The following is a 23,068-nucleotide window of genomic DNA, read 5'->3' on the forward strand; positions in this document are numbered from 1 at the left end:
GGACGCCGCCCGGTGTCAACCCGTTGACATGTCCTTCTGTGGCCCGTCCGTGTGACAGGATCGTGTCAGAGCGGCGCGGTCGCCGTGTCCAGCCAGTCGCGCGTCGCATCGTCGAGCCGCGGGCCGATCCGGTCGCGGCAGGTGGCGTGGTAGTCGTTCAGCCAGTCGCGTTCGTCGCCGGTGAGCGCGGTCGCGTCGATCAGGCGGCGGTCGATGGGCACGTAATTGAGCGTGGTGAAATGCAGCATTTGGCGCGTGTCGTCGCCGTCGGGCAGGGTGGGGGCGGGGGTGACCACCACGAGGTTCTCAATGCGGATACCGAAGGCGCCCTCGCGGTAGTATCCCGGTTCGTTCGACAGGATCATGCCGGGTTGCAAAGGCTCGGTCGAGGCGCGCGACAGTCGCTGCGGGCCTTCGTGGACGCAGAGATGCACGCCGACGCCATGGCCGGTGCCGTGATCGTAATCCTGCCCGGCACGCCAGAGGGGCATGCGCGCGATGGCGTCGAGGTCGCGCCCCGCAAGCCCCTTGGGCCAGCGGGCGCGGCTCATGGCGATCATGCCTTGCAAGACGCGGGTGAAGGCGGCGCGCTCGGTGTCGCCGGGCGTGCCCACGGGCAGGGTACGTGTGATGTCTGTGGTGCCGTCCTGATATTGTCCGCCGCTGTCGAGGACGAGCAAGTCGCCGTCCTGAAGCGTGCGATTGGTCGCCTCCGAGACGCGGTAATGCGGCAGGGCGCCGTGCGGGCCGGACCCGGCGATGGTGTCGAAGGAGATATCGAGCAGCGCGCCGGTGTCGCGGCGGCAGGCCTCTAGCTTTTTCACCACGTCGATCTCGGTGATCGTGCCGGGGGCTTGGGCGTCGAACCACGCAAGGAAGGCGCACATGGCGGCGGCATCGCGCAGATGCGCCTCGGTGGTGGCGGCGATCTCGGCGTCGGTCTTGCAGGCCTTGGGCAGGATGCAGGGGTCGCCGGCATAGGCGATATCGGTGCCGGCGTCTTCAAGCAGGCTGACGATGCGCAGTGGCACTGATCCGCGGTCGAGCCGGACCGGGCCGGCAAGGGCGCTGATGGCCGGGGTGAAATCCTGCGGCATGGCGAGGGTGACATCGTCGCCCAGATGGGTGCGCACGGCGTCATCGAGCTTGGCGGGGTCGATGTAGAGGTCGACTTTCGCGTCGTCGTGCAGGATGGCGAACGCGTGCGGGATCGGGTTGCGGGGGATGTCGCTGCCGCGGATGTTCAGAAGCCACGCGATGGAATCGGGCAGGGTGAGGATGGCGGCGCGATGGCCGTCCTCTCGCAGGGTTGCGGCAAGCTCGCGGCGCTTGTCGGCGTGGGATTTGCCCGCCAGATCGTCGGGATAGACGCGCACGGCGCCCGTGGGCGGGGCGGGACGGTCGGGCCAGGTGCGGTCGACGAGGTTGTCGGTGGCCTTCAGCGTGATCCGGGTGCCCTTGAGGCCGTCCTCGATCGCCGCGATCTGCTCGGGCGTGTAGAGCCACGGGTCATAGGCCACTGTGCCGCCCGTAGGCAGGTGGGTTTTCAGCCAGCCTGCGGGGCGCGTGGCTGGCCAGTCGACGGGGGTGAAGTGGTCAGTGTCGACCTGGGCGCGGACCTGGCCGCGGTAGCGGCCGTCGACGAAGACGCCGGCGATCTCCCGCAGCACGATGCAGAAGCCCGCAGAGCCGGTGAAGCCGGTGAGCCAGGCCAGCCGCTCGTCGCCGGGGGCGACGTATTCGCCCTGGTGCGCGTCGGCGCGGGGGATCATGAAGCCATCGACGCCGTCACGCTCCAGCTCCGCGCGCAGGAGTTTCAGGCGCGGCGGGCCTTGTTCGGGAGAGGCGGATTCGGAAAAGGACTGGAAGACGGTGTCGGGCAAATCTGTCATGGGCAAAGTGCTAGGGCCGCGCGGGGCGAAGTGCAAGTGTGGGCGCGGGCAGGGGCCGATTTCTTGCAAGAAATCGGGTTGGAAAATTGGAATTTTCCAGCGCGGAATTTTGCAAAATTCCGCCTGCGCGGCGTAGGGAAGCCGTAGCTGTTTCAGGTGCTTAGCTGGCGCGCTTCATGCCCATGACGCGGGCGCGGGCGCGCGGGTCGCTGTCGAAAAGGGCGGCCAGCTGTTCGGTCATCACCCCGGCCAGCTGGTCGGCGTCGGTGATCGTGACGGCGCGGTTGTAGTAGCGTGTCACGTCATGGCCGATGCCGATGGCCAGGAGTTCCACCTGTTTGCGGCGCTCGACCATGGCGATCACGTCGCGCAGGTGTTTTTCGAGGTAGTTGGCCGGGTTCACCGACAAGGTGGAATCATCGACCGGCGCGCCGTCGGAGATGACCATCAGGATCTTGCGCGCCTCACGGCGACCCGCAAGGCGGCGATGCGCCCATTCCAGGGCCTCGCCGTCGATGTTTTCCTTCAGGAGACCTTCTTTCATCATCAGGCCCAGGTTGGCGCGGGTGCGGCGCATGGGGGCGTCGGCGGACTTGTAGACGATGTGGCGCAGGTCGTTAAGGCGCCCGGGCAATTGCGGGCGGCCTTCGTTCAGCCAGGTCTCGCGGCTTTGGCCGCCTTTCCAGGCGCGGGTGGTGAAGCCGAGGATCTCGACCTTGACGTTGCAGCGTTCCAGCGTGCGGGCCAGCACGTCTGCGCAGATGGCGGCGATGGAAATAGGCCGCCCTCGCATGGAACCGGAGTTGTCCAGCAGCAGCGTCACCACGGTGTCGCGGAACTCGGTGTCCTTTTCGACCTTGAAGCTGAGCGGAGTGGTGGGGTTGGCCACGACGCGGGCGAGGCGGCCGGCATCGAGAATGCCTTCTTCGCGGTCGAATTCCCACGAGCGGTTCTGTTGCGCCTGTAGGCGGCGCTGCAGCTTGTTGGCAAGACGGCTGACCGCACCCTTGAGCGGTTCGAGCTGTTGGTCGAGGAAGGCGCGGAGGCGTTCGAGCTCGATGGGCTCGGCGAGATCTTCGGCGTGGATTTCCTCGTCGAAGGCGGAATTGTAGACGGCATAGTTCGGGTCGGCGTCCGAGATGGGTTGCGGCGCGGGGGGATCGAGCGGGGCCTCGCCTTCGGGCATTTCGGTCTCGTCGCCCTGCTCCTGGTCGGCCATGTCGTCCATGCTGACCTGAGCCTGCGCCTCGTCCTGCTGTTGTTCCTGGGATTGCTCGGGATCGGCGTCGGCCTCGGCCTCGTCGCTGTCATCCTCGCCGGTGCTGTCGGGCTGTTCCTCTTCCTCCTGGTCCGTTTCGGCCTCCTGCTCCTGCTCGTCGTCGTCGAGGGCGTCGGGGTCGTCTCCAAGCTGGTCGCCATAGCCCAGATCGTCGATGATCTGGCGCGCGAAACGGGCGAATTCGGACTGGTCGGAGAGCTTGGCCTGAAGGTCCTCGAGCGTGCCGCCGGCCTGTTCCTCGATGAAGCCTTTCCAGAGCTCCATGACGTTGCGCGCGCCGTCCGGCAACTCGCGCCCGGTGGCGAGGTGGCGGATGAGGTAGCCCGCGGCATTGGCCAGCGGCGCCTCGGCGGGGTCGGTGATCTGGTCATAGCCGCGGCGGCGGGCCTCGGCGCCGATCTTGGCGTCGATATTGCCGGCGGTGCCGGGCATGTGGCGCGCGCCCATCGCTTCGCAGCGGGCGGTTTCCATCGCCTCGTACAGGTCGCGGGCCATGTCTCCGGGCGGGCAGTAGCGGCTGTGTGTGCCCGCGTCGTGATATTTGTGACGCAGGGCCAGCGCGTCGGCGGTGCCGCGGGCCTGCAGCACCTCGTCCTTGGTCATGCGACGGCTGATCTGGGGCAGGCGCATGGAATCGCCCGAGACCCCGGCGGGGTCGACCGAGTAGGAGACGTTCAGCTCCGGGTCGTCGGCCAGCACCTTGGTGGCCTCGGCCAGCGCCTTTTTGAAGGGATCGGCGGGGTTGTCGGATTGCGCCATTCTGCGGGGCCCTGTCACGCTGCGGTTTCAGGGATGCAACCTAGGCTGACCAGCGCAGAATGACCAGTGGGCGCGGCGCGGAAAATGCCGCGTCAGAGGATGAGTTGGCGGCAGGTGGAGAGGCGGCGATGCATGTCGCGGGTGGCGCGGTCGGCATGGGTGGCGTCGGCGCTGCGCTGTTGCAGGCGCATGAGCTGTGCCATTTCGGACCAGCCCGAGGCCTGCCAGCTTCGGGCGCGGCGCGGGTCGATGCCAGCCTCGGCGGCATGGGGCAAGGTGGCTTCCAAAAGGGATTCGAAGCTGGTCTGCATAGCCCTTGTGGCGTCGCTTTCGGGGTTGTGGGTCGCGCTTTGGCGCGTGGCCATGGCGGAGTAGCGCCCGGCGCAGGTGGCGAAGGCCTCTGCCTGCTCTGCAAGGCTGAGGGCGCTCAAAGGGGCGGCCAGCGTGCTCGTTATCAGAAAAGCCGCCGCCGCCAGGGTGTGCTTTTCATTTTTCATGTAACGAATTTATGACGCGCGTATATTCCGCGTCAATACAGCGTATATACAAAAAATGTTTCATGGCGGTAAGGATGCCGCGCGATGATTAAGGATTGGTCAATGCCGGGGGCGCGGGTAGCCAAAAAGGTCCCGGGTCAAGCCCGGGACGGCGGTATTGTATCGTATCGCGCGGAATCAAGGCGCGGCAGGGCCGCGCCGCCGCGCGATCGCCAGACCGCCCCCCGGGCTGGCGATTGGGGGAGGTTAGCACTTCGATTCGAGGTCTTGCGGATGTTGCTGAAATAAAGTGCACAGTAGGCCCGTGGGTCGCCATCCCGCGGTCTGGCAATCGCGCGACAGAGCCGCACCTTGGTTCCGCGCGAAGTGTCCTATCCCAGCGAGCCGTCCGCCAGAAGCCGGGTTTTGCCGCGCAGATAGGGGTGCAGCGCCTCGGGCAGGTCGACCGAGCCGTCGGCCTGCTGGCCGTTTTCCAGCACCGCGATGAGGCAGCGACCGACCGCGAGGCCCGAACCGTTGAGCGTGTGCACGAATTGCGGCTTGCCGCCATCGGCGGGCTTGAAGCGGCCATTCATGCGTCTTGCCTGGAAATCGCCGCAGACGGAGACCGAGCTGATCTCGCGATAGGTGTTCTGACCAGGTAGCCAGACCTCGATGTCATGGGTCTTGCGCGCGCCGAAGCCCATGTCGCCGGTGCAGAGCACGATGGTGCGGTAGGGCAGGCCGAGACGTTCGAGGATGCCTTCGGCGCAGCCGGTCATGCGGTCGTGCTCTTCGAGGGATTTCTCGGGATGCGTTACAGAGACCATCTCGACCTTCTCGAACTGGTGCTGGCGCAGCATGCCGGCGGTGTCCTTGCCCGCGCTGCCCGCCTCGGAGCGGAAGCACTGGGTATGGGCAACATAGCGGCGGGGGAGGTAATCCTGGTCTACCACGAGGCCATTGACGATATTGGTCAGCGTCACCTCGGCGGTGGGCACCAGCCACCAGCCATTGGTGGTCTCGTAGCTGTCCTCGCCGAACTTGGGCAGTTGTCCGGTGCCGTACATCATCTCGGGGCGGACCAGCACGGGGGTCCAGGTCTCGGACAGGCCGTTTTCCTCGACGTGGGTGTCGATCATGAACTGCGCCAGTGCCCGGTGGATGCGCGCGACAGCGCCCGACAGCACCACGAAACGGGAGCCGGAGAGTTTCGCGGCCAGTTCGAAATCCATGCCTGGTTTGACGCCGGCGAGGTCGAAGTGCTCGACCGGGGTGAAATCGAATTCGCGGGGGGTGCCCCAGCGTTTCAGCTCGACATTGTCGTCTTCGTCCTCGCCCTCGGGCACGTCGTCGAGCGCGAGGTTGGGCAGGGTCATCAGCAGGTCGGTCAGCTTCTGGTCGAGTGCCTTGGCCTCGGATTGCATGGCGGCGACCTCGGCCTTCTTCTCGGACACGAGTGCGCGCAGGCGCTCGAACTCGGCCTCGTCGCCCTTGGCCTTGGCGGCACCCACCTCCTTGGAGGCCTTGTTCTGATCGGCCTGCGCGGTCTCGGCGGCCTGGATCTTGGCGCGGCGCTCTTCGTCCAGCGCGAGGATCTCGGACGACGCGTTCGACACCCCGCGACGGGCCATGGCGGCGTCGAACTGGGCGGGGTTTTCGCGGATGGCGCGGATGTCGTGCATCGTCTTGGTCCTCGGGTCAGGTTGAGTCGTGGGGTGGGTTGTAGCAAGTAACCTGCGACGGATGACAGTCGATTTATGCCTTATCGGGGCGTTTGACGCGCCCCTGCGACATTGCCGCAGGCGGTCCGGTTCGCGCCTTGCAAAACGCCAAAGCCGGACTTAGGTTCGCGCAAACGCGGCCCCGGGGGCTGCAAAGCCCGAAAAGGAAACAGATTCGCATGGAAGCCATTGGCCAGTTCATCCCGCTCATCCTGATCTTCGTGATCATGTGGTTCCTGCTCATTCGTCCGCAGCAAAAGAAGTTGAAAGAGCACCAGGCGATGGTCGCGGCGCTGCGCAAGGGTGACCAGATCGTCACGCAGGGCGGCATCGTGGGCAAGGTGACCCGCGTCAAGGAAGGCGAGGAGATCGAGGTGGAAATCGCCGAGGGTGTTAAAGTGCGCGTCGTGCGCAACACCGTGGCGCAGGTTCTGTCGAAGACCGAACCCGCCGCCTGATATCCGGGGCGCGATGCCCTTCCGATAAAATCAATAGAGACATAAAAGGCACTTCGAATGCTTCAGATCGACCTTTGGAAACGCGTGGTGATTTGGGGCTGTGTGGCCTTGGGCCTGCTGTTGGCGATGCCCAACGGGTTCTACACCCGCGTCGAGACCCATAACGACGCCACCATGGCGCTGGAAATGGGTGGAGAGGCCGAAGGGTTGCAGGAACAGGCCGAGATGTGGCCCGATTGGCTGCCCTCGGGGCTGGTGAACCTTGGTCTCGACCTGCGGGGCGGGGCGCACCTGCTGGCAGAGGTGCAGGTCGAGGATGTCTATGACGCGCGGATCGAGGCGATGTGGCCGGAGATCCGCGACCTGTTGCGGGAAGAGCGTGACCGGGTCGGGCCGATCCGGTTGCAGGACACCGACGCGCCGGAGCTGCGCGTGCGGCTGGTCGAGAATGCCAGCGAGGCTGAATATGCGGCGAGCCTTGTGCGCGGGCTGGCGCGGCCGGTGGCCAGTGTCGCGGGCGCGGGACAGAACGATATCGCGGTGACTGTGGATGGCGACGAGGTCGTGGTCACGCTGAGCGAGGCCGAACGGCAGGCCAGCGACGAGCAGACCGTGCGTACCGCGCGCGAGATCATCGAGCGCCGGATCAACGAAATGGGCACGCGCGAGCCCACGATCCAGCGGCAGGGTGCCGACCGCATCCTGATCCAGGTGCCGGGCGTGGGCAGTGCCGCGGAGCTGAAGGACATCATCGGCACTACGGCGCAGCTGACCTTTCAGCCCGTGGTGAGTCGCACGACGAACGGCAACGAGACTCCGGGTGGCGGCAACGAGATCCTGCCATCGGTGGATGAAGAGGGTGTGTTCTACATCCTGGAGCGCGCGCCAGTGGTGACGGGCGAGCAACTGGTGGATGCGCAGCCCGATTTCGACCAGAACGGGCAGCCGGCGGTGTCGTTCCGGTTCAACCCGACGGGGGCGCGGCAGTTCGGGGATTACACGGCCGAGAACGTGGGGAATCCCTTTGCCATCGTGCTGGACAACGAGGTGATCAGCGCGCCGGTGATCCAGGCGCATATCCCCGGTGGCACGGGAATCATCACAGGGCAGTTCACTGTCGAGGACAGCACGAATCTTGCCGTATTGCTGCGGGCGGGCGCGCTGCCGGCCGAGCTTGAATTCCTCGAAGAGCGCACCATCGGGCCGGAACTGGGTGCGGACAGCATCGCGGCGGGGCAGATCGCCTGTATCGTGGCCTTCGTGCTGGTGCTGGCCTTCATGTGGGCGAGTTACGGCGTGTTCGGTCTGTTTGCCAATATCGCCCTCATCATTAACGTCGGTCTGATATTCGGACTGCTGAGCATGATCGGGGCGACGCTGACATTGCCGGGGATCGCGGGGATCGTGCTGACGATCGGTATGGCGGTGGACGCCAATGTGCTGGTCTTCGAGCGCATCCGCGAAGAGATGAAGACGGCCAAGGGCGCGTCGCGAGCGATCCAGTTGGGCTACGAGAAGGCGCTGAGCGCCATTACGGACGCCAACATCACCACCTTCATCACGGCGCTGATCCTTTATGCCATGGGTTCGGGCCCGGTGCGGGGCTTTGCCATCACGCTGGGGCTGGGGATCATCACGTCGGTCTTCACGGCGATATTCGTCACCCGCCTGATCGTGGTGATGTGGTTCGAGCGCAAGCGGCCGAAGGCGGTCTTGCAAGGGCGGTCGCTGAAGCTGGTGCCGTCGGTTACGAACCTTGATTTCTTCAAGCGCTGGAAGCTGTCGCTGGGCTTGTCGGGCTTCCTGATCGTGATCGCGCTGGGGTCGTTCCTGTTGCAGGGGCTGAATTACGGCATCGACTTCCGCGGCGGCACGACGATCCGGACGGAAAGCGCGCAGACGGTGGACGTGGGGCAGTACCGTGACGCCATCACGCCGCTGGAGTTGGGCGACGTGAGCATCACCGAAGTCTTTGACCCGACCTTCGGCCCGGACGAGAACGTGACCATGATCCGCATCCAGGCGCAGGATGGGCAGGAAAGCGTGTCGCAGGATACCATCGCGGAGGTCGAGGCGGCGTTGCAGGAAGTGGTGCCCGACCTGACCTTTACCTCGGTCGAGAGCGTGGGGCCGAAAGTGTCGGGCGAGTTGATCCAGACCGCCGTGATCGCGGTGCTCTTGGCGATCGGAGCGGTGCTTGTCTACATCTGGCTGAGGTTCGAGTGGCAGTTCGCACTGGGCGCGGTCATCGCCTTGGTGCATGACGTGGTGCTGACCATCGGCATATTCTCGGAAGTGCAGATCCAGTTCGACCTTGCGATCATCGCGGCGCTTCTGACCATCGTGGGCTATTCGCTGAACGATACCGTGGTCGTCTTTGACCGGGTGCGCGAGAACCTGCGGAAATACAAGAAGAAGCCGCTGAAAGAAGTACTGAACATTTCGATCAACGAGACGCTGAGCCGGACGATGATGACCTCTGTCACCACGCTTCTGGCGCTGCTGGCCCTCTTCGTGCTGGGCGGCGACGTCATCCGCGGGTTCGTCTTCGCGATGATCTGGGGCGTGATCGTGGGCACCTACAGCTCGGTCTTCGTGGCCAGCACGGTTCTGCTGTGGCTGGGGGTCAAGCGCGACTGGACCAAGCCTGACGCCAATGCCGGGACGCAATTCGCGAACATAGATGCCTGATATCCTGAGCGGGGTGCTGGCCACCCCGGGTCTGGTCTGGCTGTGTTTCGCCATCGGGGTCGCGGGCCTGGTGCGCGGGTTCACCGGGTTCGGCACGGCGCTGATCGTGGTGCCGGTGGCCAATATTTTCCTGTCGCCCAAGGAAGTGATCGTGGTGATCATGCTGACGGGCATCGCCAGCAACGCGGCGATCCTGCGCGGGGCCTGGCGGCAGGGGGAGCCGAAAGAGGTCGGTGTCCTGGTGCTGGCGGCCCTGGTGACGGTGCCGGTCGGCCTGATGCTGCTGGACCTTCTGGACAACGACACGGTGCGCTGGATCATCACCGGCGTTGCGGCGGGCATGCTGGCGGCGCTGATCGCCGGGTGGCGTTATACACAGACCATCACCCGGCCGGGGCTCTTGGCCATCGGGGCGGCGGCGGGGGTTGTCGGCGGGCTGACCGGCCTGACAGGCCCGGTTGTGATCCTGTTTTACCTGTCCGGGCAGGCGGCGGTGCAGTCGGTGCGGGGCAACACCATCCTGTTCCTGGCTGCTCTCGACGTGGTGCTGATCGCCAACCTGCTGTGGCAGGGTGCGGTGACGGCGGAGCTTGCCATGCTGGCCGTCGTGATGTCGGTGCCCTACCTGATCACCACGCTGATCGGGCAAGCCCTGTTTGACCCCACGCTCGAGCGGCTGTATCGCTGGGCCGCCTACGGGGTGATCGCGCTGGCGGTCGTTTCGGGCTTGCCGCTGTGGGACTGAGGAGGACGCGATGCGCCTGAACGAGGTAACATTTTCCGATGTGAAACCGATCGACGGTTATGGGCCGGGCTTTTTCCGCGTCGGCGGAGAGGCGATCGAGGGCGCGGTCTGCGTGGGGCCGGACGGGGTAAAGGCCTGGGGCGGGTACGAGGACAGCGCGTCGCTGATGGACCTGATGGACAAGGTTGACGTGCTGTTTATCGGCACGGGCGCCGAGACCGCGCATGTGCCGGGCGATTTCCGCACCGCGCTGGAGGAGGCGGGCATCGGGGTGGAGGCGATGAATTCGCCGGCGGCGGCGCGGACCTATAATGTGCTGATCTCGGAAGGGCGGCGCGTGGCCGCGGCCCTGTTGCCGGTCTGAGAGCGGTGGGCCGGCGATGCGCCTGACGGTCCGGGACCTTTGCGTGGCACGCGGCGGCGTGCGGGTGCTGGACGGTCTGAGTTTCGCCGTCGCGGCGGGCGAGGCGCTGGTGCTGCGCGGGCCGAACGGGGCGGGCAAGACGACCCTTTTGCGCACGTTGGCGGGGTTGCAGCCGCCGGTCTCGGGCACGGTGGACTATCCCGCCGACAGCGTGGTTTACGCGGGACACGCGGACGGGATCAAGCCCGCGCTGAGCGTGGTCGAGAACCTGAGCTTCTGGGCGCAGGTCTTTGGCCGCAAAGAGATTTCTCACGCCTTGGCAGCTTATGAACTGGAAAGTTTGGCGGATCGGCCGGCAGGGTTTCTGTCTGCCGGGCAGAAGCGGCGGCTGGGGCTGGCGCGGCTGTTGGTGACGGGCCGCGCGATCTGGATCCTGGACGAGCCGACCGTGTCGCTGGACGCCCGTGCGGTTGCGATGTTCGCCGCCGTGGTGCGGGCGCATCTGGCCGAAGGTGGGATCGCGGTGCTGGCCACGCATATCGACCTTGGCCTTGACGAAGCGACCGTGCTGGACGTGGCGCCCTTTCGCGCGGTGCGGCAGGAACTGGATGATTTCGACGAGGCCTTCCTGTGAAGGCGCTTCTGCTGCGGGACATACGGCTGGCCGTGCGGGCCGGGGGTGGGTTCGGCCTTGGGCTGGCGTTCTTCCTGATCGTCGTGGTGCTGGTTCCGTTCGGCGTGGGGCCGCAATCAGAACTGTTGTCGCGGATCGCGGCGGGGATCGTTTGGATCGGCGCGCTGCTGGCCTGTCTTGTGTCGCTCGACCGGATCTTCGCGCTGGACTGGGAAGATGGCAGCCTTGATTTGCTGGCCACGGCGCCGCTGCCGATGGAGGCGGTGGCCGCCATCAAGGGGCTGGCGCACTGGATCACGACGGGATTGCCGCTGGTGCTGGCCGCCCCTGTGCTGGGCGTGCTGTTGAGCCTGCCGGCGCAGGGCTATGGGCCATTGGTGCTGTCGCTGCTCCTGGGCACGCCTGGCTTAAGCATGATCGGTGCGTTCGGCGCGGCGCTGACAGTGGGGCTGCGCCGGGGCGGGCTGCTGCTGAGCCTGCTTGTGCTGCCACTTTACGTGCCAACATTGATCTTTGGCGCCGAGATGGCGCGGCGGGGCGTGGACGGGCAGGACTACACGACGCCGATGCTGATGCTGGCGGGGATCACCTGCGGCACCATCGCGCTTTTGCCTTTCGCGTCGGCTGCGGTATTGAGGGTCAACCTGCGTTAACGGAGGAGTCACACGCGTGGCATCATTGTGGGAATACGCCAACCCGAAGAAGTTCATCGACACGACGGACAAGGTTCTGCCGTGGGTGTCGGTGCTGGCCGTGTTTTGCCTGGCGACCGGGCTCATCTGGGGCTTTTTCTTCACGCCGGACGATTTCCGGCAAGGCTCGACAGTCAAGATCATATATCTGCACGTGCCGAGCGCGCTGATGGCGATCAACGCGTGGATCATGATGCTGCTGGCGTCCTTGATCTGGGTGGTGCGGCGGCACCACGTCAGCGCGCTGGCGGCCCGCGCGGCCGCACCCGTGGGCGTGGTGATGACGGTGATAGCGCTGGCGACCGGGGCGATCTGGGGCCAGCCAATGTGGGGAACGTGGTGGGCGTGGGATCCGCGGCTGACGTCGTTCCTGATCCTGTTCCTGTTCTACCTCGGCTACATCGCCCTATGGGAAGCCATCGAGAATGACGACACGGCGGCCGATCTCACTTCGATCCTGTGCATCGTGGGGTCGGTCTTTGCCCTGCTGAGCCGCTATGCGGTGCTGTTCTGGAACCAGGGGCTGCACCAAGGGGCGTCGCTGAGCCTCGACAAGGAGGAGAACGTGGCGGACGTGTTCTATTTCCCGCTGTTGGTGTGTATCGCGGGATTCGTGTTCCTGTTCATCGCGCTGGTCTTCCTGCGCACGCAAACCGAGATCCGGGCGCGGCGCATGCGGGCGCTCCTGGCACGTGACAGGATGGAGGCGTGATGCCGGAGCTTGGAAAATACGCCGAGGCGGTGCTGTCGTCCTATGCGGTGTCGCTGGTGCTGTTGATCGCGCTGGTACTGTTCAGCTGGCGGCGATCGGTGCGGGTGAAGAACGCGCTGAAAGATATTGAAAAAAAGCGGAAATCGGATGCCTAAGACCTCGTTCCTCATGGTGCTGCCGCCGGTGATCTTCGCCGCACTGGCCGCGGTGTTCTATATCGGGATGCAGCGCGAGGACCCCGATGCGCTGCCGTCGGCCATTAAGGGCAAGCCGGCGCCTGCCGTGGCGCTGACCCCACTGGAGGGTAAAACGCCGTTCACCGACGCGGAGTTGCGCAGTGGCGGCGTGAAGCTGGTGAACTACTGGGCCAGCTGGTGCGCACCGTGCCGGGTGGAGCATCCGCACCTGGAGGCGCTGGCCGAGGAAGGCGTCACCATCTACGGCGTGAACTACAAGGATCAGCCGGGCAATGCGCTGGGTTTCCTGGAGGAACTGGGTGATCCCTATACGGCCATCGGGGCCGATCCGAACGGGCGCATGGCGCTGGACTGGGGGCTTTACGGCGTACCGGAGACCTATGTCATCGACGGCGAAGGGCGGGTCGTGCTGCGGTTTCCGGGGCCGATCACCGAGCGCGTATTGGAAGGCCAGATCCGCCCCGCGATCGAGAAAGCGCGGGGCGGCTGAGACCTGTTATTTCTTGCACTCTTCGACGTGCACTGTGTCGCCGAGAGGGCAGGCTGGGGGTGTGTCAGGGCTGGCCAGAGCGCCGGTGATCGCCAGAAGGGCGATCAAGGCGACCTGCAGGGAGATCAGGAATTTTCGCATCGATAGGTTCCGTCGTGTTTTTGTTTTTGCTGCTCGTTCGTACGATTCAGATAGGCACAACCGTCGCGTCGCGATAGTCGGAAAATTCTGACCTCGGCGCACATTTGCGTGTTTCCCGTGCGAGCGGCGGCATCTTGCGCGGGGCGGGCGGGATTGCTATCTGCGACGGCAAGCCCGACATATTCGATCGGAAAAGCGAAGAGGCTGACGTGCAGGACACCACCCCGCGCCTTGAGACACGCAATCTCGTGCGCCGTTATGACGGGCGCATCGTGGTGGATGACGTGTCGCTGTCGGTGCTGCCCGGGCAGGTGACGTGCCTTCTGGGGCCGTCGGGCTGTGGCAAGTCGACGACGCTGCGGATGATCGCGGGCGTCGAGATGCAGGACGCGGGCGAGATCTGGGTCGATGGCAAGCTGGTCTGCGATACGGTGTTTCGCGTGCCGCCCGAACGGCGGCATATCGGCCTTATGTTCCAGGATTTCGCCCTGTTCCCGCATCTGCGCGTGGGCGAAAATGTGGCCTTCGGGCTGGGTGGAACGGCCGATGAGAAGGCCGCACGCGTTGGCGAATTGCTGGAACGCGTGGGGCTGGAGGGCTATGACCGCAACTTTCCGCACGAGTTGTCGGGGGGCGAGCAGCAGCGGGTGGCGCTGGCCCGCGCCTTGGCTCCCCGGCCTTCGATCATGCTGATGGACGAGCCGTTTTCGGGGCTCGACAACCGGCTGCGCGACGGTATCCGGGACGAGACGCTGGAGATCCTGCGCGAGCAGGACACCGCGGTGCTGCTGGTCACGCACGAGCCCGAGGAGGCGATGCGCATGGCCGACACGATCGCGCTGATGCGCGACGGGCGGATCGTGCAGCAGGGCGCGCCGTATAACATCTACAACGCGCCCGCCGACCGCGCGGCGGTGTCCTTCTTCAGCGACGTGAACGTGGTGAAGGGAGAGGTGCATGGCGCGCTGGCGCAGACGCCTTTCGGCCAGTTCCTGGCGCCGGGGGTGCCGGACGGGCAGGCGGTGGAGATCGTGGTGCGCCCGCAGCACGTGAAGCTGGATTTCGACCGCGCGGGCAAGGGCCCGGCGCCGACGATCAGCGACGGCACGGCGGTGCGCGGCGAAGTGCGTCGGGCGCGATTCATGGGGGGCGAAAGCCTGGTCGAGTTCGAAATGGCGTTTGGCGGGCCACGCTTCAAGGTGACGGTGCCGGCGGTGTTCCTGCCCAGGAACGGCACGCCGATGTGGCTGACCATCCGGCGCGACAAGTGCTTCATCTTTCCGGTAAGCTGAGCCTCAGGCGTTTTCCTCTTCATCGTCGTCCGGCACGATAAGCTGCAATTCGCCGCTGGCCTCCAGCGTGCGGATGACATTGATCACGTCGGTCATGGCAGCCTCGCCGTCCTTGGGTTTGAACTTGCCCAATGCCTCGACTTCCTCTCGCAGGGCGTCGGACATGCGTTTCGACATGTTTTCCAATATGAAATCGGCGGATTCCTTGGTGTCTTCGCTGGTTTGGGCATGGGCCAGCGCCTGCACCAGAGCGGCCTGTTCGACATCGCGGGTGATCTTGGGCACATCGATGGGATTGAGGCGTTCGGAAATGTTGACGAAGGTGAAGATGGCCTTGCGGACTTTGGCCGCAAAGCCTTGGTCGCTTTCGTCGAGGCCCATGAGAACGTCGTCGCGGGTGGCGGCGGGGGAATAGTTGAGGATGGCGCCGACACGTTCGACCGGGCCATCGGCAAAGGCCGTTTCGGGCACGCTGTGCAGTTGTGCGGCAAGCGACAGGCCAATCCGGTCGACGGCATCGGGGGTGACCGCGCCGGTCTGGGACATGGCGACGGCGATGCGTCGCGCGGCGTCGCCCGGCATTTTTCCCAAGAGTTCGGCGGCGCGGGTCACTTCGAGCTTGGACAGCAGGACAGCGGCGACCTCGGTGCTTTCGGATTGCAGGATATCGAGCAGGTCGCCGGTTTGGGCGGTGCGCACCTGTTCCCACGGTTCGCCGAACTGGCGCACGCCGGCCTCCTTGCGCAGGCGCGAGGCGGTTTGCGGGCTGATGCGCCCGTCGAGCGCGGTGAGCGCGCCGGCGACGCCGCGCGGGAAGGTCAGGCCCATCGCCTCGACCTCGGAGGCGAATTCGGCCACGACATCGGCCAGGGTCGCGCGGTCGACATAGCGCATCGTGCCCATTTGCTGGGTCAGGCGGTGCTGCAATTCGTCGGGCAGGTCCTGCAAGGGAACATCCGCGCCTTCGTTGATGAGAAAACGGACGATGATCGCGGCCTTCTGCCGGCGAGTCAGCTGGGCCGCCGCGTTTGCGGACGGCCCTGAAAGCGCCAGTTGCCCAAAATTTCTGCTGCTCATTCCAGTCCCCGGATGACGTTCCGGCAAACTAGGGCGGGAGTGGTGAAGAAACCGCTAAAGGTAAGATTAAAGCGTTTCGCGATAAACCTGACACACCGCTTACCCGCGAAACGCAGCAAAACATACAATCGTTGCACGCGTTTCGCCTTTCGCTGATGGCTCAGGTAAAAGACGAAACGCTTTGAAAACGGCGCTGCCCGGACCCGGGAGCGCCGCTTCTTTTCGGGATATGGCCCGCCGGTCAGCTCATGGTCTGTTCGACGCAGGTGCCGGTATTCTTGTCCCACACCATGCCTTCGGCGCAGGAAGCGGCCTGTTGCGATTTGCCGGGGCACATCGCGGCGGCCGAAACGGTGGTGCCCAGAACGAGGGCGAACGACGTCAGAATGGTCTTGGTCTTGGACTTCATGGATTGAACTCCTTTGCACTAAGACCCCGATGGTAACACGGAATTGGTCTCTGACCAGTGTTTCAGCCCGAACTTGCGCGGCTCGTGGCCCGATCTGCCCGGAAATTCAGCTTTCCCCGAAGACGCGGGTGAAGATCGTGTCGACATGCTTGGTGTGGTAATCCATGTCGAATTTCTCTTCGATCTGTTCCGTGCCCAACGCGGCGACGACATCGGCATCGGCCAGCAATTCCTCTTTGAAATCCGTGCGCTGCTCCCAGACTTTGAGCGCGTTGCGCTGGACCATGGCGTAGGCGTCCTCGCGGCTGACGCCCGCTTGCGTCAGGGCCAGAAGGACGCGTTGGGACATCACGAGGCCCGGGAACTTGTTCATGTTTCCCAGCATGTTCTCGGGGAAGATTATCATCTTGTCGACCACGCCGGTCAGGCGGGCGAGGGCGAAATCGAGCGTCACGGTGGCGTCGGGGCCGATCATCCGCTCGACCGAGCTGTGCGAGATGTCGCGTTCGTGCCAGAGGGCCACGTTTTCCATCGCCGGGATCACCGACATGCGCACGAGGCGCGCGAGGCCGGTGAGGTTCTCGGTCAGGACCGGGTTTTTCTTGTGCGGCATGGCACTGGAGCCCTTCTGGCCCATCGAGAAGAACTCGGCGCCTTCCAGAACCTCGGTGCGCTGCATGTGGCGGATTTCGATCGCGACGTTCTCGATGGACGAGGCAATAACGCCAAGCGTTGCGAAGAAGGCGGCGTGGCGGTCGCGGGGGATGACTTGCGTGCTGATGGGCTCGGGTTCGAGGCCCAGTTGCTTGCAGACATGTTCTTCGACGCGGGGGTCGATATTGGCGAAGGTGCCGACGGCGCCGGAAATGGCGCCGGTGGCGACCTCGGCGCGGGCGGTGCGCAGGCGGGTAAGGTTGCGGTCCATCTCGGCATAGAAGCGCGCGAAGGTGAGGCCCATGGTGGTGGGTTCGGCGTGGATGCCGTGGGAGCGACCAACGCGCAGGGTCATCTTGTGCTCGAACGCGCGGCGCTTGAGGGCGGCGAGAAGGTCTTCCATGTCTGCGATCAGCAGGTCGGCGGCGCTGACGAGCTGCACGTTGAGGCAGGTATCCAGCACGTCCGAGGAGGTCATGCCCTGGTGGACGAAGCGGGCTTCCTCGGAGCCCACATGCTCGGCCAGGTGGGTGAGGAAGGCGATGACATCATGCTTGGTCACGGCCTCGATCTCGTCGATCCGGGCGACGTCGAATTCGACATCCTTGGCTTTCCAGACGGCCTCGGCATTTTCGCGCGGGATCACGCCAAGGTCGGCCATCGCGTCGCAGGCATGGGCCTCGATCTCGTACCAGATGCGGAATTTGGTGGCGGGTTCCCAGATGGCGACCATGTCGGGGCGGGAATAGCGAGGGATCATGCGAACGGACCTTTGGATTGAATGGCTGTCGGGCGCGGTTTAGACGGAGGAACGGGTGGCGGCAAGACGGGCGTGGCGATTGGTACCGGAACTGGCAGAATTCGAGGGAACGTGGCGGCTGGAGCGCGACGTGGTGCACGAGGGCGCGCCGCCCGCGCGGTTCGAGGGTGAGGCGCGGCTTAATCCCGGGCAGGGCGGGTTGGTCTATCGCGAGGCGGGCGTGCTGACCGTGGCCGGGCAGGCGCCGATGCGGGCCGAACGGGCGTATCTGTGGCGGGCCGGAAAGAGCGGCGGGATCGATGTGATGTTCGAGGATGGCCGGTTCTTTCACAGCATTACCGAGGACGGCGAGGCGCAGCACTGGTGCGATCCGGATATGTATGATGTGCAGTACGATTTTGCGGGCTGGCCTCAGTGGCGCGCAACCTGGGCCGTGTCGGGGCCGCGCAAGGCCTACCGAATGGTCAGCCGTTATGCCCCCTCGGTGGGAGAGGTGAACAGCCCGCCTTAATTCGGTCAAATTGTTTCGCCATAAGAGACAATAGCAAAAGGAAAGCCGGGCGGGTGCGATCCCTGACCCAGGTGCAGAAACAGAAAAGCCGGACAAAAACAGGCTTCATACAGGCAGGGCGGCACCCAGGGGTGTCGCCCGTTTCACCTTTGCAAGGACCTTGTGGAGACGATCAACGATCACCCGTGATGTCGCGCAGCATCGAATACGTGAAGAGAAATGCACCGAGCGGGGCAGTGTACAACATGATCGACAGCGCCATCGTGTGCACTGTCAGGCGCAGCGGCTTCGTAGGCACGGCGCGTTTTTCAAGCCAGCTTGGCACGGCCGTGACGGTATCGGGCACCTCTTCGGACAGGATCACGTCGAAATACTCTTCGGTAGTTAAGACAGTGGTGGTCCGGCGTTGGCGTGCGGCGGGCTGTGCGTCGAGATTGGCCGGAGCGGAGGGGCCGGACGCGGGGGGCGACTGGCGCAAAAAATCGTAGAGCGACAGGATCAGGTCGTGGTCAACCATTTCGGGCGTTTCGCCGCGCATGATCGTGTCATAGGGCATGTCGTCCTTGATGCGATAGATCAATCGGTCGGCAAGATGCGCGAAGGAGACATCCAGAAGGTCGTCGCCGTTCGGTTCGTCGGGACTGCGCCCGATGGCAAGCACGAGATGCGTGTAACGATCCTCGTGGCTGGGAGGCAAAAGAGCGACGGCGATTCGCACGCCGATCCGGTCTATCATCGCGATGGAGTCGCTGACCCAGTGAATCCGGCGCGGCTGGGCGTCGGAGTTTTGCAGCATCTCGTCGATCGCGTGAACGATATCGCCGGCCTGCGCCACTGGCGCGCGGCGATATCCGAAAGTCGCGATGGAGGTCTGTAGGGAGTCGTACATACTCTGCCTTCGAAGGGTCTAGGAATTTCCAGACCTATGCTGCAACTGGGACGGGCGTTGGAAAAGATTGTGGCAAGTTCAAGAAGGCGCTCCCGGATAGCGGACCGAGCGCCTTGATTTGAAGGGGCGTGCCGCGCTTTTTGAAGGTGCGACACGCCAGAGGTGTCAGGTCAGGTCAAGGGCAACGTGCGGCTGTCCGTCAGAGGTTTTCTCGACCGTGCGCCCGGTGGCGCCGACCGTGCAGGTCACCCGTTTCCGCAGTGCGCTGAAGCGGGTCGAGGCAACCACGTCGACGGGCGTGTCGAAGTCGATGCCCAGTTCCACGTGGTTCGGTCCGCGACGGCGAGCCGAGCGGATGGTGCCGGTGAACGCATGGCCGAGATAGTGCCCAGACACCCGTTGACCCAGCGCCCAGACGCGGGGAGCCGGAGCCGCGATGGCGTCGGACAGGGTGTTCCAGTCACGGTAGCCCCATTGATGAGCCACATGTTCGAGCGCCATGGAGTGGCTGATGGGCGTTCCGGCGTAGCTGAGGGTCTGGCGAAGATTGCGCGCGTGACCTTTCAGCACGTCGCGCGGGGGAAGCGTGGTCTGTGTCATTGCAGTGATCCCATAAGGGGCAGATAGATCGGCAGGGCCCGCGTTGCTGCCCGGTCTGTGCCCCGGGTCGATGCAATGTCACTGTCAGGGCTTCACCATGGCCGAACGGCTTGCGGGCGGCGGGGGCCTGACGCCCCGTAAGTCCGGCAGATAGGCAGCCGGCGGTTCTGCGTCAAGCCCCGCGCCGTCAGCCGTCGATCTTGGCGCCCATGATGGCGATGGCCTGTTGATAGACTGTGGCTGCGTTCCATTGCTTGATGACGCGGAAATTGGGCTGGCCCTGCTGGTAACCTGCGCCCGGCTGCCACCCCTTGCGGCGCAGGAAATTCGCCGTCGACACAAGCGCATCGGCCTGGTTGTAGAAATCCACGCGGCCGTCGCCGTTGCCGTCAACGCCGTAGGTCAGCGCGTTGCCCGGCAGGAACTGGGTATGGCCGAGTTCGCCATGCTTGGCGCCGCGTGTGTTGATGGTGATCGAGCCGCGATCCACCAGTTTCAGCGCGCCGATGGCGTGCGGACGGAAGAAGTCCGAGCGACGGCAGTCATAGGTCAGGGTCACGATGGCCGAGACGACCGAGCTGTCGCCCATGAAGCCGCCAAAGCCGGTTTCCATGCCGTGAATCGCGATGATGACCCCGGCGGGCACGCCGTAGTTCTGTTCGATCCAGTTGTAGAAGCCAGGGTTCTGCGCCTTGCGCTTGCGGCCCTGGGCGATGATCGTGTTGGCGCCGCGCACCTGCATGAACTTGTCGAGCGAGTAACGAAAGCTCTTCTGGTTGCGGTCGGCGGCGATGGTGCTGGAGGCGTAGCGGGTCTGGGCCAGCGCCTGAAGACCACGCTGACCGACACCGGAAGCCTGGGCCTGCTGGGCGAAGCCGGCCTTCCATTGTTCGAATCCGTTGGCGTTATTGCCACATTGCGCGAGCGCGGCCGTTCCGGTTGTGGCGGAGGCGGCAAGGGCAAGGGCGAGCGTGAAAATGCGGGATTTCAGTTTCGGGTACATTGGCAACTCCAGGTCAGACCGTCCAAGCTTAGCCGAGGGGGAACGGGGAACAAAGTCAATTCTCGGGGCCGGAGAAGACGCCGACCCGATGACTGCCGGAGTGCCGGGCGGAGCTCAAAGCAACACGCTCTGGACGACCTCCACAGCGGTGGCGGTGGCGCCGTTGGCCTGCAACGAGACGAAGAGCCCCGACAGGGCCGCCGCCTGTGAGACGAGGCGCAGGTTTTCACCTTTGATCAGGTTGATGATCACCAGCGCCAGCCCGACCGGCAGCGCGATGCAGGCCACCGCCAAGGACAAAAGCCAGGCCGCCAGGCGCAGGCGATCGGTCTCCTCGGCAATGTTCTCGATGGCTGGAGCGAGCGTGTCCGGCGTGTCTTCGATGATGCCTTCGGACACGCCGAAGAACGCCTTCGAGGGCAGGATCGGCAAAACCGGAGGCGGCGTGTTTTCCAACCGCTCGTCCAGCTTGGTGTGCAGCTCGTCGATCTCGGTCAGGGCGGCGCGGGCGCGCACGGTCTGGTCCGGCAACCTGTCGGTTTCGGGCGTTTCATGCTCGGCAGGCTTGCGCGCCATCATGACGTCTTCAGCTGACAGGATCGCCTTTGGCTCGACCCATTGCAGGTGCTCTGGACGTAGCTGATCGCTGAGGGCAATTGCCACGCGGGCCAGCACGGCATCCATCGCGGTGGCGGGTTCGCCCGCCGCTTGGTCCCGTCGGGAGACGTCGATCTGCAGCAGGGTGCCGACCTTCAGCTCCAGACCCGGCAGCACGACATTGTCGCTGAGTGTCAGGCCGATCCGGTAATGTTCGGTCTCTACCCCGGCGTCCAGGTCGGACAGGAAGCCGAGCGACCGGCCGTCCTCGCAGAGACCGGTCAAGGCCTCGGCGGTGCGCGTGACCGCATCCAGAAGGTCGATTGTTTTTTCTTCCATGAAGATCAGACCTGCCGTGACGCGTTTATCGGTATGAGCCATTTTTCAAGTCCTGGTTGTTCGCGATCGAATTTAGATCATCCAAAAAGTTAGTGAACACAGTGCGTTTCAAATATGAAAACAATTGGGCACTGTTCGCGGACGAGCGGGAATCCGCCATTTTCCAGCAACTGCCTCGCGTGTTTTTTGAAGGACAGGATGAAAAAAACGGGCGCCTTCCGGAAAAGGCGCCCGCGTCGTTTCAGATTGGCTGAGAGATCAGCAGCTGTAGTACAGGCCGAACTCCACCGGGTGCGGCGTGTGTTCGTAAGTCTCGATCTCTTCCATCTTGAGTTCGATATAGCCTTCGATCTGGTCCTTGGTGAACACGTCACCGGCCAGAAGGTACTCGTGATCGGCCTGAAGCTCCTGCATGGCTTCGCGCAGGCTGCCGCAGACGGTCGGGATGCCTTCGAGCTCTTCGGCCGGTAGGTCGTAGAGGTTCTTGTCCATCGCCTCGCCCGGGTCGATCTTGTTCTTGATGCCGTCGAGACCGGCCATCAGAAGCGCAGCAAAGCACAGGTAAGGGTTTGCCGACGGATCGGGGAAGCGGGCCTCGACGCGCTTGGCTTTCGGCGACTCGGTCCACGGGATCCGGACGCAGCCCGAGCGGTTGCGGGCCGAGTAGGCGCGCAGCACGGGAGCTTCAAAGCCCGGGATCAGGCGCTTGTAGCTGTTGGTCGACGGGTTGGTGAAGGCGTTGAGCGACTTGGCGTGCTTCAGGATGCCGCCGATGTACCACAGGGCCTCGTCCGAAAGGTCGGCATACTTGTCACCGGCGAAAAGCGGCTTGCCGTCTTTCCAGATCGACATGTTGACGTGCATGCCCGTGCCGTTGTCGCCCGCGATGGGCTTGGGCATGAACGTGGCCGACTTGCCGTAGGCGGCGGCGACGTTGTGGATGACGTACTTGTATTTCTGCAGCTCGTCCGCCTGCTTGGTGACGGTGCCGAAGATCAGGCCAAGCTCGTGCTGGCACGAGGCCACCTCGTGGTGGTGCTTGTCGACCTTCATGCCCAGGCGCTTCATGGTCGAGAGCATCTCGGAGCGGATGTCCTGGGATTCGTCCGTGGGGTTGACCGGGAAATACCCGCCCTTGACGCCCGGACGGTGGCCCATGTTGCCCATCTCGTACTCGGTGTCGGTATTCCAGGACGCGTCGATCGCGTCGACCTCGTAGGAGACCTTGTTGATCGAGTTGGAGAAGCGTACGTCGTCGAAGAGGAAGAATTCCGCTTCGGGGCCCATGAAAGCGCTGTCGCCGATGCCGCTGGACTTCAGGTAGGCCTCGGCCTTTTCGGCGGTGCCGCGCGGGTCACGCTCGTAGGCTTCGCCGGTGTCCGGCTCGACGATCGAGCAGTGCACGCAGATGGTTTTCTCGGCATAGAAGGGGTCGATGTAGCCGCTGGTGGTGTCGGGCATCAGTTTCATGTCCGAGGCTTCGATCGATTTCCAGCCGGCGATCGACGAGCCGTCGAACATGAAGCCTTCCTCCAGGAAGTCCTCGTCGACCTCGTCGGCGATGACCGTCACGTGCTGCAGCTTGCCGCGCGGGTCGGTGAAACGGATGTCGACATACTCGACTTCCTCGTCCTTGATCGTCTTGAGCAGATCTTTTGCGCTCATGTCCATTGATCCCTTCGT

At 64.4% G+C, this 23,068-nt stretch carries 24 protein-coding genes; 11 read left to right on the forward strand and 13 right to left on the reverse strand.

The annotated features are described in order from the left end of the window. Positions 1-65: 65 nt before the first annotated feature. The 4 genes from PVV74_RS11400 to serS form a co-directional block, all read right to left on the reverse strand. Complete coding sequence (locus PVV74_RS11400; protein ID WP_274593270.1) at positions 66-1,892, reverse strand: aminopeptidase P family protein; 1,827 nt, start codon at positions 1,890-1,892, stop codon at positions 66-68. 160 nt (positions 1,893-2,052) lie between these two features. Continuing rightward, positions 2,053-3,930 carry a cobaltochelatase subunit CobT gene (gene cobT / locus PVV74_RS11405; RefSeq protein ID WP_274593271.1) on the reverse strand — a complete coding sequence of 626 codons (1,878 nt, stop codon included), beginning with the start codon at positions 3,928-3,930 and terminating at the stop codon, positions 2,053-2,055. A gap of 92 nt (positions 3,931-4,022) precedes the next feature. After that, positions 4,023-4,427, reverse strand: coding sequence for a hypothetical protein (locus PVV74_RS11410; RefSeq protein ID WP_103764022.1), 405 nt, complete (start codon positions 4,425-4,427; stop codon positions 4,023-4,025). Positions 4,428-4,798: 371 nt separating this feature from the next. Continuing rightward, the gene (gene serS / locus PVV74_RS11415) at positions 4,799-6,091 is read right to left on the reverse strand and encodes a serine--tRNA ligase (protein WP_274593272.1); all 1,293 of its coding nucleotides are present in this window, start codon (positions 6,089-6,091) and stop codon (positions 4,799-4,801) included. Positions 6,092-6,309: 218 nt separating this feature from the next. Here serS and yajC point away from each other — a divergent pair, with 218 nt between their 5' ends. The 9 genes from yajC to PVV74_RS11460 are packed head-to-tail and all read left to right on the forward strand — an operon-like array spanning position 6,310 to position 13,113. Continuing rightward, positions 6,310-6,588 (forward strand): preprotein translocase subunit YajC, encoded by a 279-nt coding sequence (gene yajC, locus PVV74_RS11420; protein WP_103764020.1) that lies wholly within the window; start codon positions 6,310-6,312, stop codon positions 6,586-6,588. A gap of 57 nt (positions 6,589-6,645) precedes the next feature. Continuing rightward, a complete protein-coding gene (gene secD / locus PVV74_RS11425; protein ID WP_274593273.1) occupies positions 6,646-9,279 on the forward strand; it encodes a protein translocase subunit SecD in 2,634 nt (877 codons plus the stop codon). Then, on the forward strand, positions 9,272-10,024 hold the full coding sequence (locus tag PVV74_RS11430) for a sulfite exporter TauE/SafE family protein (protein WP_274593274.1): 753 nt from the start codon (positions 9,272-9,274) through the stop codon (positions 10,022-10,024). The genes secD and PVV74_RS11430 overlap by 8 nt, the downstream gene beginning before the upstream one ends. Before the next feature lie 10 nt (positions 10,025-10,034). Next, complete coding sequence (locus tag PVV74_RS11435) at positions 10,035-10,388, forward strand: Mth938-like domain-containing protein (protein ID WP_103764017.1); 354 nt, start codon at positions 10,035-10,037, stop codon at positions 10,386-10,388. A 16-nt stretch (positions 10,389-10,404) separates the two neighbouring features. After that, on the forward strand, positions 10,405-11,022 hold the full coding sequence (ccmA, locus tag PVV74_RS11440; protein WP_103764016.1) for a heme ABC exporter ATP-binding protein CcmA: 618 nt from the start codon (positions 10,405-10,407) through the stop codon (positions 11,020-11,022). Continuing rightward, positions 11,019-11,675, forward strand: coding sequence for a heme exporter protein CcmB (gene ccmB, locus PVV74_RS11445; RefSeq protein WP_274593275.1), 657 nt, complete (start codon positions 11,019-11,021; stop codon positions 11,673-11,675). The genes ccmA and ccmB overlap by 4 nt, the downstream gene beginning before the upstream one ends. A gap of 16 nt (positions 11,676-11,691) precedes the next feature. Beyond that, positions 11,692-12,426: a heme ABC transporter permease gene (locus PVV74_RS11450; RefSeq protein ID WP_274593276.1), complete on the forward strand. Its 735-nt coding sequence runs from the start codon at positions 11,692-11,694 to the stop codon at positions 12,424-12,426. Then, positions 12,423-12,581: a heme exporter protein CcmD gene (ccmD, locus tag PVV74_RS11455; RefSeq protein ID WP_274593277.1), complete on the forward strand. Its 159-nt coding sequence runs from the start codon at positions 12,423-12,425 to the stop codon at positions 12,579-12,581. Before PVV74_RS11450 ends, ccmD begins: the two co-directional genes overlap by 4 nt. Beyond that, the gene (locus tag PVV74_RS11460; RefSeq protein ID WP_274593278.1) at positions 12,574-13,113 is read left to right on the forward strand and encodes a DsbE family thiol:disulfide interchange protein; all 540 of its coding nucleotides are present in this window, start codon (positions 12,574-12,576) and stop codon (positions 13,111-13,113) included. Before ccmD ends, PVV74_RS11460 begins: the two co-directional genes overlap by 8 nt. 6 nt (positions 13,114-13,119) lie before the next feature. Here the strand turns inward: PVV74_RS11460 and PVV74_RS11465 are convergent, their stop codons facing one another. Beyond that, the gene (locus PVV74_RS11465; protein WP_274593279.1) at positions 13,120-13,254 is read right to left on the reverse strand and encodes a hypothetical protein; all 135 of its coding nucleotides are present in this window, start codon (positions 13,252-13,254) and stop codon (positions 13,120-13,122) included. Positions 13,255-13,463: 209 nt separating this feature from the next. Between PVV74_RS11465 and PVV74_RS11470 the strand changes: the two genes are divergently transcribed. Continuing rightward, the gene (locus PVV74_RS11470; RefSeq protein ID WP_103764098.1) at positions 13,464-14,546 is read left to right on the forward strand and encodes an ABC transporter ATP-binding protein; all 1,083 of its coding nucleotides are present in this window, start codon (positions 13,464-13,466) and stop codon (positions 14,544-14,546) included. 3 nt (positions 14,547-14,549) lie between these two features. Here PVV74_RS11470 and PVV74_RS11475 read toward each other — a convergent pair whose 3' ends face one another. From PVV74_RS11475 to purB, 3 genes are all read right to left on the reverse strand, one after another. Then, positions 14,550-15,623, reverse strand: a complete 1,074-nt coding sequence (locus tag PVV74_RS11475; protein ID WP_274593280.1) for a flagellar motor switch protein FliG — start codon at positions 15,621-15,623, stop codon at positions 14,550-14,552. A 241-nt stretch (positions 15,624-15,864) separates the two neighbouring features. Continuing rightward, the gene (locus tag PVV74_RS11480) at positions 15,865-16,032 is read right to left on the reverse strand and encodes a hypothetical protein (protein ID WP_170067234.1); all 168 of its coding nucleotides are present in this window, start codon (positions 16,030-16,032) and stop codon (positions 15,865-15,867) included. Between the two features lie 106 nt (positions 16,033-16,138). Next, a complete protein-coding gene (gene purB, locus PVV74_RS11485; protein WP_274593281.1) occupies positions 16,139-17,446 on the reverse strand; it encodes an adenylosuccinate lyase in 1,308 nt (435 codons plus the stop codon). 55 nt (positions 17,447-17,501) lie between these two features. Here purB and PVV74_RS11490 point away from each other — a divergent pair, with 55 nt between their 5' ends. Next, positions 17,502-17,957: a DUF6314 family protein gene (locus PVV74_RS11490; protein ID WP_274593282.1), complete on the forward strand. Its 456-nt coding sequence runs from the start codon at positions 17,502-17,504 to the stop codon at positions 17,955-17,957. Between the two features lie 172 nt (positions 17,958-18,129). Here the strand turns inward: PVV74_RS11490 and PVV74_RS11495 are convergent, their stop codons facing one another. The 5 genes from PVV74_RS11495 to glnA form a co-directional block, all read right to left on the reverse strand. Then, positions 18,130-18,846: a hypothetical protein gene (locus tag PVV74_RS11495; protein WP_274593283.1), complete on the reverse strand. Its 717-nt coding sequence runs from the start codon at positions 18,844-18,846 to the stop codon at positions 18,130-18,132. 165 nt (positions 18,847-19,011) lie between these two features. Then, positions 19,012-19,446: a glyoxalase superfamily protein gene (locus PVV74_RS11500; protein WP_274593284.1), complete on the reverse strand. Its 435-nt coding sequence runs from the start codon at positions 19,444-19,446 to the stop codon at positions 19,012-19,014. Positions 19,447-19,633: 187 nt separating this feature from the next. Then, positions 19,634-20,449: a lytic murein transglycosylase gene (locus tag PVV74_RS11505; protein ID WP_274593285.1), complete on the reverse strand. Its 816-nt coding sequence runs from the start codon at positions 20,447-20,449 to the stop codon at positions 19,634-19,636. A gap of 114 nt (positions 20,450-20,563) precedes the next feature. Continuing rightward, positions 20,564-21,427 (reverse strand): hypothetical protein, encoded by an 864-nt coding sequence (locus tag PVV74_RS11510; protein WP_274593286.1) that lies wholly within the window; start codon positions 21,425-21,427, stop codon positions 20,564-20,566. A gap of 216 nt (positions 21,428-21,643) precedes the next feature. Beyond that, positions 21,644-23,050 (reverse strand): type I glutamate--ammonia ligase, encoded by a 1,407-nt coding sequence (gene glnA / locus PVV74_RS11515; protein WP_274593287.1) that lies wholly within the window; start codon positions 23,048-23,050, stop codon positions 21,644-21,646. Positions 23,051-23,068: the final 18 nt, after the last annotated feature.

Source organism: Roseovarius sp. SK2 (assembly GCF_028807495.1).
Lineage (GTDB): Bacteria > Pseudomonadota > Alphaproteobacteria > Rhodobacterales > Rhodobacteraceae > Roseovarius > Roseovarius confluentis.

Coding starts and splice junctions, on each gene's coding strand:
- purB (WP_274593281.1), bottom strand. CDS start 17,446: ATGATCCCTCGCTATTCCCGCCCCGACATGGTCGCCATCTGGGAACCC.
- PVV74_RS11465 (WP_274593279.1), bottom strand. CDS start 13,254: ATGCGAAAATTCCTGATCTCCCTGCAGGTCGCCTTGATCGCCCTTCTG.
- glnA (WP_274593287.1), bottom strand. CDS start 23,050: ATGAGCGCAAAAGATCTGCTCAAGACGATCAAGGACGAGGAAGTCGAG.
- PVV74_RS11460 (WP_274593278.1), top strand. CDS start 12,574: ATGCCTAAGACCTCGTTCCTCATGGTGCTGCCGCCGGTGATCTTCGCC.
- PVV74_RS11480 (WP_170067234.1), bottom strand. CDS start 16,032: ATGAAGTCCAAGACCAAGACCATTCTGACGTCGTTCGCCCTCGTTCTG.
- ccmA (WP_103764016.1), top strand. CDS start 10,405: ATGCGCCTGACGGTCCGGGACCTTTGCGTGGCACGCGGCGGCGTGCGG.
- secD (WP_274593273.1), top strand. CDS start 6,646: ATGCTTCAGATCGACCTTTGGAAACGCGTGGTGATTTGGGGCTGTGTG.
- PVV74_RS11510 (WP_274593286.1), bottom strand. CDS start 21,427: ATGGCTCATACCGATAAACGCGTCACGGCAGGTCTGATCTTCATGGAA.
- PVV74_RS11475 (WP_274593280.1), bottom strand. CDS start 15,623: ATGAGCAGCAGAAATTTTGGGCAACTGGCGCTTTCAGGGCCGTCCGCA.
- yajC (WP_103764020.1), top strand. CDS start 6,310: ATGGAAGCCATTGGCCAGTTCATCCCGCTCATCCTGATCTTCGTGATC.
- PVV74_RS11505 (WP_274593285.1), bottom strand. CDS start 20,449: ATGTACCCGAAACTGAAATCCCGCATTTTCACGCTCGCCCTTGCCCTT.
- cobT (WP_274593271.1), bottom strand. CDS start 3,930: ATGGCGCAATCCGACAACCCCGCCGATCCCTTCAAAAAGGCGCTGGCC.
- PVV74_RS11430 (WP_274593274.1), top strand. CDS start 9,272: ATGCCTGATATCCTGAGCGGGGTGCTGGCCACCCCGGGTCTGGTCTGG.
- PVV74_RS11400 (WP_274593270.1), bottom strand. CDS start 1,892: ATGACAGATTTGCCCGACACCGTCTTCCAGTCCTTTTCCGAATCCGCC.
- serS (WP_274593272.1), bottom strand. CDS start 6,091: ATGCACGACATCCGCGCCATCCGCGAAAACCCCGCCCAGTTCGACGCC.
- PVV74_RS11410 (WP_103764022.1), bottom strand. CDS start 4,427: ATGAAAAATGAAAAGCACACCCTGGCGGCGGCGGCTTTTCTGATAACG.
- PVV74_RS11500 (WP_274593284.1), bottom strand. CDS start 19,446: ATGACACAGACCACGCTTCCCCCGCGCGACGTGCTGAAAGGTCACGCG.
- PVV74_RS11495 (WP_274593283.1), bottom strand. CDS start 18,846: ATGTACGACTCCCTACAGACCTCCATCGCGACTTTCGGATATCGCCGC.
- PVV74_RS11435 (WP_103764017.1), top strand. CDS start 10,035: ATGCGCCTGAACGAGGTAACATTTTCCGATGTGAAACCGATCGACGGT.